Origin of the sequence: Salinivirga sp. (assembly GCF_035268865.1) — a bacterium.
Classification (GTDB): domain Bacteria; phylum Bacteroidota; class Bacteroidia; order Bacteroidales; family Salinivirgaceae; genus Salinivirga.
Genome location: NZ_DATFKB010000249.1, coordinates 16,065 through 29,493 on the forward strand (window position 1 = coordinate 16,065; position 13,429 = coordinate 29,493).

The window sequence follows — 13,429 nt, forward strand, 5'->3', positions numbered from 1 at the left end:
AAAAATAGAGAAGTATCAATATAATTTAATATGGCACAAATTTGGCTATTAAGAAATCAATAACTTATTTTGGACAAAGGAAAAAGCTACATGTTTTATTTCGGTATATTATCATCTTACATTCCTTATTTGCTGTTCTTTCTGGCATCATTGTGCTATCTCGGATTTAATTACATCCAGCACACAAACCCAGAAGACCAGACAGATAAGACCATAATTACTACCGAAAACACAGCACAATCTTTTGATGAATCTTCTGCGCTGAGCCTATATGATTTTACTCAAGATCAAAAAGATGCAGCAGATGATGACTACCAAAAATTTACGTACATTGAAAAGACCAGGTCAAACAAAAATCCTGAGTCATGCATGGATTACTATCTTCATACTCCATACAGACACCACTGGTCTCGCCCTCCCCCTGCATTTGTCTAAGTCTGTTATTACTCTTTTTTAAGTTAATGCATTTATACAATGCACGTTTCATTGTACAACAATAATTTAAATCTATTATGCGCACTATATTTACACTACTTGTACTTACATTGGCTCCGTACACACTCTTTTCTCAATTAATGTCAATCGGAGAACCAGATACCACAAAAACACCAAGCGTAGAGTTGGGTGAAATCGTGATTAGTGGTTCAAAAAATAATATGAAACTTAAGAACCTGCCATCATCAGTTTCATTAATGACCCAAACCACCATACAAGATGACAACATTAATAATTTAGCAGACGTTACAGCCATAGCGCCTGGTGTATTTATGCCCGATTACGGGTCGAAACTAACTTCGCCAATTTATATAAGGGGAATCGGTTCAAGAATCAATGCACCGGGTGTAGGCTTATATGTTGATGGCGTTCCTTACTTTGAAAAATCAGCATTCAATTTCAACTTTTTCGATATTGAGCGCATTGAAATATTGCGCGGACCCCAGGGGACACTATACGGAAGAAATACCATTGGAGGCGTAATTAATATTAAAACACTTTCGCCTTTCGATTTTCAGGGTGCAAAAGCTAAAATTGGCCTTGGCTCCTATGGGCAATATGAGGCAAATGCTGGTTACTACCACCAATTCAATGAGAAGTTTGGTGTCTCTTTATCTGCCATTTACAATAAAGGTGATGGATTTTATACAAACGAATACACCGATAAACAGGTAGATGAATCAGAAACCCTTGGTTTTAGGAACAAAATTATATGGAAGCCAACAGAAAAGCTTACCATAAGCAGTATAGCATCTTTCGAGCATAGCGATGAAGGTGGCTATCCCTATGCAGTTTACGACAGTGTAGAGGGCGAAGCCATGCCAATAAATTACAACGAATACAGCTCTTTTTTGCGCAATATGTTTTCCGAAGCACTCATTTTCAGGTATGAGGCAGATAACTTCGACATTAAACTCACCTCTTCATATCAAATACTCGACGGTCAGCAGGAGATCGACCAGGACTTCACTCCTGACTCAGTATATTTCGTTGTGCAGGAAGAGCTACAGCATATGCAATCAAACGAACTCATTATCCGATCAAAGGATAATGCTACCTATAACTGGCTTTTCGGGGCTTTTCAATTTTCACAGCAATTTGACAAAACGGTGGATGTAACAATTCACACACCAGGAATGACAGTATTGAAAGAATACGACCACCAAATTATGGGAGGAGCACTATTTCACCAATCGGAATTGACGTTAGGCAACCTTACTTTGACAGGTGGTGTGAGGGTAGACCTGGAAAAAGATAAACAGGATTATACTTATGACCGAATCATGGCCGGAACTACAACACCTGTTGATGACACCACCGCAAGCAGAGAATATTTTGAAATACTACCTAAAATTGCAGCCAATTATCGCTTTAATGGTACAAACATTTATGCAACCATTGCTCGTGGGTACAAAACTGGTGGTTTCAACTCCAGTTTCGATGAAGATCATCCGGAACACATGGAATTTGAATCTGAGTATAGCATGAACTATGAAGTTGGAGTAAAAACCAGTCTCATAAACAAGCAACTTTATGCAGACTTTGCTTTGTATTACATAGACTGGGACAACCAGCAAATTTATGAGAGCAATCCAAGTGGCCGTGGTAGTCACCTTACCAATGCAGGCCAGTCAATTAGCCAGGGAGTTGAGCTTACATTGAAAACGGTTCCTTTCTGCGGTTATGTGACAACGGTTACTTATGCTTATAACCATGCTACCTTTGAAAGCTATGAAGTTAACGACTCGGTAAATTACAACGGCAATTTTATTCCATATGCTCCGAGGCACACAATTTCAGCACGTTTCAGCAAATCATATGAACTGCGGCATAGCGACATATTGGATAAAATCAGAATAAGCTTGCTTTACACCGGAGTCGGCAAAATTTACTGGGATGAAACCAATCGTACCAGTCAGAAATTTTACAACCTTTTTTCTACAAAAGTCTCATTCATCAAAGATAAATTTGCACTCAATTTTTGGCGCAAAAACTTACTCGAAACAGAATATCACTCATTTGCCTTCGATGCGCTGGGTAATCAATACGTTCAACCCGGAAAACCCTCGCGCTATGGGTTTAGCCTGACATATAACTTTTAAAAATAAAAGGGAAACCTGCAAACTTTTTGTTGTAGGTTTTCCTTTTATTGTAATTTAGCCCTCTTTAAAATTTTCACATCCAATGAAAGGACAAAACTGGCATAAATTTCCGCTTCTATTTAGTTTGTATATAGCTCAATCGATACCGATGAGTTTTTTTTCTACGGTTGTTCCGGTAATAATGCGCCAGGAAAACTATTCATTGGAATCAATTGGGTTGCTTCAACTGGTAAAGCTACCATGGATTCTTAAATTTTTGTGGGCACCTCTGATCGACAGTAAGACACACAACAGCAGACAATTAAGGCGCTGGATCATTGTTTCAGAGATTTTTTATGCCATTGTGATATTTGGTATTGGCTGGCTTGACCTGGGCGCCAGCTTTCAGCTCATTGTGATATTAATGGTGATTGCATTCACCGCCTCTGCCACGCAAGATATTGCCACCGATGCTTTTGCCATACTCATACTCAAGAAAAACGAACGCAGTTTGGGCAACAGCATGCAGTCGGCCGGAAGTTTTGTGGGCAGCCTTATGGGCACCGGGGTACTATTAATCGCTTATTACTATTTCGGATGGCAGGTATTACTCTGGTTACTGGCTTCATTCGTCCTATTTGCACTCATCCCCCTCCCCTTTTATCACCGTAAAAATCCGGTGGAAAAACCCGAAGTTAAAACAATTACACCAGCTGCAATTAAAGGTTTTTTTGCGCGGAAAGGCATGCATAAACGAGTATTGCTACTGGTTTTCTACTATTCAGGAATTATTGGTACACTGGCCATGCTCAAACCCTACATGGTTGATTTAGGCTACACAGTTAAAGAAATTGGTTTCATGTCCGGGATATTCGGTACATCAATAGCGGCAGCTATGGCATTCGTTGGCGGGTTTATTCAAAAGAAAATAGGCCGGCGTAAAGCTTTATATTTATTTGCCTCAATTAATTTAATAACAGCCTTATGGTTTGTCGCAATTTCACATGGTACACCGGCACTGGCTGCACTTTATCTCGGTATTGGTCTGCTTTGGGGTGGATATGGCCTCTCCACGGTGGTAATTTATACCACATCTATGGATATGGTCAGGCCGGGTCATGAAGGGACTGATTTTACTGTACAAATTGTAATTACGCACCTTAGTGGCCTCATTTTTGCCGTAGTTAGTGGTAAAATAGGTGATTTATTAGGCTATACCGGCCTGTTCACAATTGAAGCAGCATTTTGTGCGATAGCGCTTCTTACAGTATTTTACGTTCTCAATAAAAATCAGCATTATGCAAGTACCTGATAGTTTACTCAAAAAATATAATGTACCTGTTCCAAGGTACACAAGTTATCCGCCCGCCAACCATTTCAGCGATAATTTTAATGGCAGTAATTATAAAGATCTGCTCGTAGAATCGAATATGTTACAACCCGAACTTATTTCGATATACATACACATTCCATTTTGTAATAAAATGTGTTTCTATTGTGGGTGTAACATGTGCTTAACTGGTGACAAAAAGCTAATAAAACCTTACATACAGGCACTGAAAAAAGAAATTACAATGGTTGCCGCCCATTTGGATAAAAGGCGAAAAGTGGCACAAATACATTACGGCGGAGGAACGCCCAACTCCATTGCATCTGAATTTATTAGGGAAATTAACGAATACCTGTTCAATACATTTGAATTTATAGATAAGCCCGAAATAGCCATTGAAACACATCCGGCACACCTGGACGAAAAATACATTAGCGAACTAAAAGATGCTGGTTTTAACCGTTTCAGCATGGGGATACAGGACTTTAATGAAGAGGTACTAAAAGCGGTGAACCGTGATTCGGCCCAAATGCCGGTACAGGAGCTCATGCAATTGATGCGCTCAGATAACCCGGAAGTGGCCGTTAACCTCGACTTTATTTACGGGCTACCACAGCAAACCCCGGCAAGCTTTGTTGAAACTATGGAAAAGGCCGTGCAGCTCCAACCCGACCGTTTGGTTACCTTCTCTTACGCTCATGTGCCCTGGATTAAAAAGCAACAAAAAATTCTTGAAAAAAGAGGGCTCCCATCAACAGAAACCAAAATGGAAATGTTTCTCGCCGCATACCATTTCCTCATTCACGCGGGATATCACGCCATAGGTCTGGACCATTACGTGCGTGAAAACGATGAACTTTTCGTTGCCCTCAAGAACAAACAACTGCACAGAAACTTCCAGGGTTATGCCACACGTCGCACAACCGGGCAGGTATACGCTTTTGGGATGTCGGCCATCAGCCAGACAGAAAGCGGTTACGCGCAAAATGAGAAAGATACACAAGCGTACATCGATAAAATTGAAAGTGGGCAATATGCCACAGTCAAAGGAATGCACGTAAGCCAAGAACAAACCTTAGTGCGTGAAATAATTACGCATTTAATGTGTAATAAAGAAATTGACTGGCAAGAAATGTCAGAAAAGCTCAATATTACAGAAGAAACCCTTAAAACAATTGTACAGCCGGATACAACTGCTTTCAAAATGTTTGATCAGGACAAACTAATAAATCCGAAAGCCAATGGCTTTGAGGTAACTGAGTTAGGTTCATTATTTATACGCAACATTGCAGCAGCTTTGGATCCTGCATATAAAGAACAGCAACAAAAATACTCCAAATCGGTTTAGAGAATGAGCACAAAGTAGAATCAGTTTGGACTTTTATACTTATTCCAAAAAGCGAAAACTAAAAACTGTATGAAAGAAAATGAAAGTAAGGACGTTGTAATAATAGGTGCAGGAATTACAGGACTAACCCTGGCCTATTATCTTCAGAAAGCCGGAAAAAAAGTAACCATTATAGATCAGTCAAACCATGTTGGAGGTGTAATACAGACAAACCAGGAAAACGGGTTCATATTTGAAACAGGACCCAATACAGGCGTACTATCAAACCCTGAACTGGTTGAGCTTTTTGAGGACAATAAGGAAGCCGAACTGGAAACAGCCAATGCCGACGCTAAAAACAGGTGGATACTTAAAAATAATCACTTCCATGCCATCCCTTCAGGGCTGATTGGTGGAATCACTACACCACTTTTTTCATTAAAAGATAAATTCAGGATACTGGGAGAACCCTGGCGCAAACCAGGTACTAATCCGCACGAAACATTGGCTCAACTTGTGAAGCGTCGTATGGGAAAATCATTTCTGGACTATGCTGTAGATCCATTTATTTCGGGAATCTATGCAGGAGACCCGAAAAAACTGATTCCCAAATATGCACTACCCAAACTTTACAACCTGGAGCAAACTTATGGCAGTTTTATTCGTGGAGCCATACAAAAAAAGAAAGAACCGAAAACCGACCGGGATCGCAAGGCAACAAAAGAGGTTTTTTCTGCCTTTAATGGCCTTCAGCATTTAACCGATACCGTGGCAAAAAATATTGGTTCCGAAAATATTCAATTAGGCGCACACAACACTACTATTGAGCCACATGAGAGCGGATTTAAAACATCCTGGAGTACAGAAACAGAAACATTTATTGTTACCTCTAAAAAAGTAGTTACAACAGTTCCCGCGCCTTCCATTGAGAAATTACTACCCTTTATTGATAAAAATCTTACCAAACCAATTACAGATCTTACTTATGCTAAAGTGGTGCAAGTGGTATTGGGGTTCAAAGATTGGGATGGTCGCGAGCTTAATGCTTTTGGTGGACTGATTCCAAAACTCGAACAACGCAAAGTACTTGGAATACTTTTTCCTTCATCCATATTTAAAAATCGCGCACCTGAATCAGGCGCCCTGTTATCTGTTTTTATGGGTGGAATGCGGCATCCAGATATCATTGAACAATCAGACGAACAACTGTTGACACTGGCCAAAAATACAGTAAACGAAACATTAAAAGCCAACAATGAGCCGGACCTGGCACATGTTTTCAGGTATAAACACGCCATTCCGCAATATACAGAAACCACACCAGAGCGGTTAAACGCTATAGAAAGTATTGAACAGCAATACCCGGGTTTGATCCTGGCAGGCAATATACGAGATGGCATTGGAATGGCAGATCGTGTAAAACAAGCCGTGGATTTAAGTAAAAAGCTAACCTCATGAGTCAAAAAAGCAAAGCGTTGATTTTGGTCAACACCGGCACTCCAGACAAACCAACAGTACCTGCAGTGCGCAGGTATTTGTTCCAGTTCCTGAATGACAAAAGAATCATCGATATACCATGGTTGTTGCGCAAACTTCTTGTAAATCTTATCATAGTGCCATTCAGAGCACCCAAATCAACCAAACTCTATCAGCGTTTATGGACAAAACACGGCTCACCACTGCTTATTCACCTGGAGGCACTGACAAAAAAAGTTGAGCAAATCATTGAAGACGAGTTTGATGTCTATGGAGCTATGCGGTATGGTAATCCATCTTTCAAAAAGCTTTTCAGGGTACTGGAGCATAAAGGTTACGATGAGATAATAGTTATGCCGCTCTATCCTCAATATGCCACATCAACTACCGAATCGGTGGCAGACATAATAAACGAATTACTCCCAAAGTGGAAAAACAAGCCCGTAATTCATTTTGTGAGGCAGTTTTACAATCATGCAGCCTTTATTCAGGCATTTAAAAGCCGCATTGCTGCATATGAACCTCAAAATTATGATCATGTGATATTCTCATATCACGGTTTACCTCTGCGACAGGTAGATAAAATGCATCCGGGTATAAAGAGTGAAACCTGCCCCTGCACCGAAGATCTTCCCGTGCATGGCCAATACTGCTATAAGGCCACAACCTACCATACCACGCGATTGCTTGCAAGGGAACTTAATCTGGCGGAAGAGCACTATACTACTTCCTACCAGTCAAGACTATCGAAAAATTGGTTGCGCCCATTTACAGACGAAACATTAATAAGCCTGGCCAAAGCGGGCAAAAAACGTATTTTAATTGCAGCCCCGGCTTTTGTTGCCGATTGCCTTGAAACAACTATTGAGCTCGGACATGAATACAAACTACTTTTCGAACAACATGGTGGCGAAAAACTCGAAATGGTGGAGAGTTTAAACGATTCCGATGACTGGGCCAAAGCAATCAGCATGATCATTAAAAAATAATCAATGGATTAAAGCAGTCCATCATCATATAATTGCTTCCCATGTTCGCGAAGTGTATCATCCGGTTTAATGTAATCAATATCAAGATCTTTGATACTGTAGTTGTTATCAAACCGCAGTTTAATACCAAGGTTGCGCTTTAAAAACTTCCATGTAAAACCCTGCAATGGACCCAGCAGATATAGTAAAAAATTAGGAAGCACCTTTTTCGGGATTTTCTGATTATCGGGGAAAGCTTGTTTTAGTTTCTTGGCAATCTGAAGTGCTCTTAAAGTATCAGAAACAAGGATATGGCGACCATTCGCTTCCTTCTTTAAAGCGCCGTTAACGTGAGCCTGTGCTACATCTCGAACATCCACGATACCGAAATACAAATCGGGTACACCTGCTTTATATTTACCGTTTAACAGGCTTCGCATAAAATCAATACTGGTGGAGTCTTTACGCTTGCTTAATGAAGGGCCCAGTACAAATCCCGGGTTGATAACCACCAGTGACCAATCTTTTTGAGCATCATGTATGCCCCAGGCAGCTTTTTCAGCCAATGTTTTCGAAAGGGCATATGGTTGATGTTTTTCAGTACTGGTTTCATTCCAGATAGTTTCATTGAAAACCTGTTCAGGCGTTTGTTCAATATCTACCGCATCGCCGTAAATGGCCACAACACTGGATGTAAGCACAACGCGCTTAACTGACTTGGCCTTATTGACTGATTCCAATACATTTCGTGTTCCTACTACAGCCGGCTCAATTAAATCTCTTTGGGCATTTTTAATGCCGGAAATTTTAAATGGTGATGCCATGTGTATTACCTTGTCTGCATCATGAACAACTTCATCGAAACTGCCGGGCTTTAGAAGGTCGGCTTCAAAAATTTCTAATTGTCCTTTATTATTTTCGGCAATATTTGTTAAATGCTCATACTTGCTTTTATTTGATTTATCCCTGACTGTAGCACGCACGTTATGTCCTGAGTCTAATAATTTTTTTACTACCCATGAGGCTATGTAACCGGTAGCTCCGGTTACTACGATTGTATGTTTCTTTTCTTCTGCCATAGTTATCAGCTTTATAGTTTAAACAGGCATTTTCTTAATTTGTTTGCAGGCTTAAAATAAAAAAAGGCCGGATTACACCGGCCTCTAAATGATTACATTAACGTTATTTTATTATCAAACTTCGGTTACCATATTCATCAGTGTCGTAAAAGCGGAACAGGTACATTCCTGGTGCCAAATGGTCTATCGGAAGTTCAATTATTTCGCCTTTGTTCATAGTGGTTTCTGCCACATGTACAACTTCCCCTGCTGTGGTTACCAGTTCGTAATGTAGCTTTCCGCCAGTGGTACGGTTCAGATCAATCCAAACGGTGTTTTTTGCCGGATTTGGCCAAATCTCAATTCGGTTGCCATTTGCAGCAAGGTCACTAAGTCCGGTTGGATCGACGATGAATACTGAGTCCATGGCGGCACAATCAAAGTCATCGTAGGCCGTAACGGTATACCAACCCTGTTCATCGACCTCAATAGATTGCCCGAACTCCCCGGTACTCCATTCATAGTCCTCAAGACCATCGGGTGCCGTTAGTATGTATGGGAAATCTTCAGGCTTAATGCTATCCTGCCCAAATTCAAGTTCCGGAATATAAGGTGTTAGCGTATGGGTTATGGCGTCGTTGCCGTTATTAATATCACCGGCATTATCAAGCAGAACTTCTATTACATTGGATTCATATGCATTAAAATCAGGCACCACATTAAAGGTATAATCATATGATTCTTGCGGATAAATACTATCTGTCAGAGTAAATGTTTCCTGCTCTGTATTATCGCCATTTAAAACATAGTTTACAAAGAAAGACCGTCCTGCACGCACTGGCACACTGCTTTGGTTACTCATTCTAAGCGTTAAAACAGGTGGATTTATACCATAACAGCCGGTTTCAGGTGACAATACATCATCTGCAGACCAGTCAATTATATCAACATTAACTCTGCGACTATCATTTCCTTCGCAGCCCAGGTCATTTGTAACCGTTACAGAATACAAGCCAGTACCCGTTATATTGGTCTCGTCAATCGTAAATGTCTGGTCTGTTGAGTTATCGTGCCACAAGTAATTTTCAAATCCGGCACCAGCATCAAGTACAAAAGGCAGCGATGAAACTGTAATCTCATTACCCAGGTTAACATCTGCAGGTCCGTGGGTAGTAATGGTTTCAGTAACCACATTATCATCGCTATTGGCATCGAAGTCAGCAGAGAGGGTAACTTCAACCTGGTAATTACCTTCCGCACTTAAATCGAGATTACCTGTAAAGGTATAATCGATGGAATCTCCGGGCGCCAGTGGATTGGAGAAGTTATAATTCTCAGAAACTGCTTCCGGACTGTTAATTTCCAGTAACATATTGTTGCCCTCCTGTATGGTATCAGATCCTGTATTTTTAATTCTGATACTTACATTTTCTGTTGTGGTATGTGCACAGGCATCAACTGGTGTAAGCAATTGATCGATAGTTAGGTTTTTACTATTTACATAAACCGTATCTGATTTACTACATCCATTAATTGTGGTTACTGTTACAGCATACCAGGGCTCATCGTATCCTTCCAGCGAGAGCGTATCGTTATCCACGCCCACACTCCACATGTAACCGGCATAATTTCCGGGTGTTACTATTAAGTCTACAGTATCGGGTTGGGTTGAACTCACAAATTCATAGTTTAAAGAATATTCCGGGTATCCCCAAACTTCAACAGAGCGACTAGCTGAGTCATTACTTCTATTGGCGTCTGTTACATAATGAATAGCTGCATCAAGTTCAAAATAGTTACCACTGCTCATGTCAGCAGTTTGTTCAAATGCTATAAAAAACTGTTCCCCTGGGACTATGGTGTCATTCAAAATAAAGTCCTCGTTATGCCAGCTACTACTATTAATTTTATATGATGCCGGGACAACAGTACCGGGTAATAATTCATCAGCGCTATTGTTATATACTTTCAACCTTACTAGTTGCTGATCAGTTAGTTCACAACCGCTTAATGGTCTGTTTATATCCACCAAACGCAAGTCCTGTGTAAATACAGAAACAGAATCGCTGTCGGTACCACAACCATCCTCGTTGCTCACTGTCACGGAATAAACAAAAGAGGTATCACGGTCAGCTACATGCGTTTGTGATGTAGCTCCATCATACCACAAATAACTGGCAAATCCTTCTCCTGCATCAAATTCAAGCGTATCTGGTGTCAATGTATAAATACTATCATATGCCAATTCAACATCAGGGTATCCAAACGTAATTACCGATTGTGATAAAGTATCATTTTCCCGGTTGGCATCTTCAATTGCCTTTACCCAAATCACAAAATTATAAGTTCCTGTATCGGCAAGGCTGGCACTGTTATTCAAAGCTACCACCTGCGAGTTTCCCCCTTCCAAATCAGCGGGTAAAGCCAGGGTTTCAGTTTGTGCTGTGCCATTGTTGACAGAAAATCCAATCTGAATATTTTCGCCTGCCGGAATTAAATTACCACTATTATTGTAAACTCTAACGGATGGATATTCTGTTGTACTATGCTCGCATGCATCAATTGGACTTTCAAGTGATGTAAGGTACAGATCATTTGTATTTACATACACCGAATCGTCTGTAGGCCCGCAGCCATGTACATCGTCAACTGTAACATGATACCATTGGGCAATATCGCTATTCACATCATAATACCTGCTTGTTGATGCATCTTGCCATAAATAAGAATCGAAACCCTCTCCGGCATCAATACTCAAAGTATCTATCCGGGAAGAAAATATTGTATCTCCGTTAATTGCGGGCCGAGGTGTTCCCCAGGTATCAGCAACAATGGATAATGTATCATCGGCACGATTCAGGTCTTTTGCATTATTAGCATAAACTACCAGTGTATGTTGCCGCGATTCACTCATATCAACCTGCTGTGAATAGGTGTAATTTATTGAGCTGTCAATGTGTAAACTATCGGCAAGTACAAGGGTATCTTCATAGGGTTCCATTCCATTAAGTTGAAAGGCCAGCGGTATTTCTTCTCCCGGGCCGTAATGCTCCTCCCCTCTGTTGATGATCTCTACTTCCAGGTCAAATGGGTTTGGTCTTAAGCATTCATTACCAATCGATGTTAAAACCTGTTTCATCTCCAAATCATCGGTAGAAGTAATAACTTCAGTTGAATCTACAGCTGTGCATCCTTCACTGTTTGTTACGGTTACAGTGTAAGTATCATCGGTAAATACTGAAAGCACCTGCTCGTTGTAGCCAGTACTCCAGGCATAACCGGCATAACCCGCTCCGGCATCTAAGTCTACTGACCCTGAGGGCTTCCCTGTAATTGGCGGAAATGGATTGTATTGCGGCATTCCATTTACGCTAACTAATGAGGTGGTTGTATCGTTACTTGCCCCATAATAATACGGATCATCTTCATATAGAGTGATAAACTTAAAATCATAATCACCGGCCGAATCCATAGGTACAGTAGCACTAAATAAATGCTCATACGGAGTATTGGGTGCCAAATCCTGATCGAGAATTACTGTATCGGTTACAATGTGTTGTTCCTGCCAAATAAATTTCACAGGAACCTCTGTACCGGAAAGTGCCGTTACGGGAGCTTTGTTCTCAATATTAATTTTCACATGTGTGGTATCCGGCCATTCACAATCTGTTTGCGGATAATTTAGGGCTGAAACGGTAAAATCCAAAGGTGATTCATAAATAGCCACATCATCGACAGCAACCCCTTCACTAACTCCACCTTCGTCAGAGGTGAAAAGGAATCCAAATTTGACATAATCGTATGCATCCAGAGCATCGGGAAGTATTGTCCGCATCACAATCCAGTCAGATGAAGTTGTATCCCATGCAGGTGTTGCCGGAGGATTTGGGGTTTCATTATCATACCAGTTCCAGTTATAATACTGGTCATCGGCAACCGGTTGCCAACTATCGCCACCATCTACACTGTACATAAGTGTCAACCCATCTCCTGCATCATCAATTTGTCCCCACAACTTACATTCAAACACTGGTTTGTCAAGTTGTGTGAGATCAAAGCAAGGTCCTTCAAGTAATGCATTGGCATTATTTGTATAATTAAACGTCAATTTGGTTACCCAGGCTTTATTTCCAGTCGAAGTTTCATTAATCACATCATCATTTGGTACGCCTCTTTGCCACAAATCACTACTATCCGATATATGCCATCTACCATCGTCTGTTCCAAAATCTGTATAATAAGGTAAGGTTTCCTGGTAAGGCATAAACTGATCTTTTTGCAGCATATCATTTTCCGGAATCTCATCCTCTGTAAGAAATGTTTTTATTGATATATCATACCAACCGCCATCAGAGAAATCGGCAAACTCCGAAAAAGTGTAAGTTATGGTATCATTGGTTGCTATACTGGCAGATATTACATCCATTGTCCAGGTGTCGCCCCCGTCAAAGGAGAATCCTATAGGAATATTACTGGCAGTTTCATACCCCCTGTTGGTAACTTTTACTGATATCTGTTCCTGAGAGGTATGGTAGCAGTTACAGGTAGGTTCAAGGTATTCGACAACGGCAATATCATAACTTATAAAATTACCAACCAACGCCAAATCATCAATGTTCCATCCCGAATAAACTGTATAATCATCTGTTCCTCCCAGGGTAAATTTAAGTCTTATGGAGTTATTAAAATTGGTT

At 40.6% G+C, this 13,429-nt stretch carries 8 protein-coding genes; 6 read left to right on the forward strand and 2 right to left on the reverse strand.

The genetic code is table 11. The features are described 5' to 3' along the window. Nucleotides 1-69 precede the first annotated feature (69 nt). The 6 genes from VJ937_RS15320 (at nucleotide 70) to hemH (ending at nucleotide 7,698) form a co-directional block, all read left to right on the forward strand. On the forward strand, nucleotides 70-435 hold the full coding sequence (locus VJ937_RS15320; RefSeq protein WP_324068513.1) for a hypothetical protein: 366 nt from the start codon (nucleotides 70-72) through the stop codon (nucleotides 433-435). Nucleotides 436-512: 77 nt separating this feature from the next. Then, nucleotides 513-2,597, forward strand: coding sequence for a TonB-dependent receptor (locus tag VJ937_RS15325; protein ID WP_324068515.1), 2,085 nt, complete (start codon nucleotides 513-515; stop codon nucleotides 2,595-2,597). A gap of 82 nt (nucleotides 2,598-2,679) precedes the next feature. Beyond that, a complete protein-coding gene (locus tag VJ937_RS15330; protein WP_324068517.1) occupies nucleotides 2,680-3,888 on the forward strand; it encodes an MFS transporter in 1,209 nt (402 codons plus the stop codon). Then, a complete protein-coding gene (gene hemN, locus VJ937_RS15335; protein WP_324068519.1) occupies nucleotides 3,875-5,254 on the forward strand; it encodes an oxygen-independent coproporphyrinogen III oxidase in 1,380 nt (459 codons plus the stop codon). The genes VJ937_RS15330 and hemN overlap by 14 nt, the downstream gene beginning before the upstream one ends. A gap of 69 nt (nucleotides 5,255-5,323) precedes the next feature. Continuing rightward, complete coding sequence (hemG, locus tag VJ937_RS15340) at nucleotides 5,324-6,691, forward strand: protoporphyrinogen oxidase (RefSeq protein ID WP_324068521.1); 1,368 nt, start codon at nucleotides 5,324-5,326, stop codon at nucleotides 6,689-6,691. Continuing rightward, on the forward strand, nucleotides 6,688-7,698 hold the full coding sequence (gene hemH, locus VJ937_RS15345) for a ferrochelatase (RefSeq protein ID WP_324068522.1): 1,011 nt from the start codon (nucleotides 6,688-6,690) through the stop codon (nucleotides 7,696-7,698). The genes hemG and hemH overlap by 4 nt, the downstream gene beginning before the upstream one ends. 8 nt (nucleotides 7,699-7,706) lie before the next feature. On the opposite strand, the gene VJ937_RS15350 is transcribed toward hemH, so the two are convergent. Beyond that, nucleotides 7,707-8,756, reverse strand: coding sequence for an aldehyde reductase (locus VJ937_RS15350; RefSeq protein WP_324068523.1), 1,050 nt, complete (start codon nucleotides 8,754-8,756; stop codon nucleotides 7,707-7,709). Between the two features lie 103 nt (nucleotides 8,757-8,859). After that, on the reverse strand, nucleotides 8,860-13,429 hold a 4,570-nt coding region (locus tag VJ937_RS15355; RefSeq protein ID WP_324068525.1), incomplete at its 5' end, for a T9SS type A sorting domain-containing protein.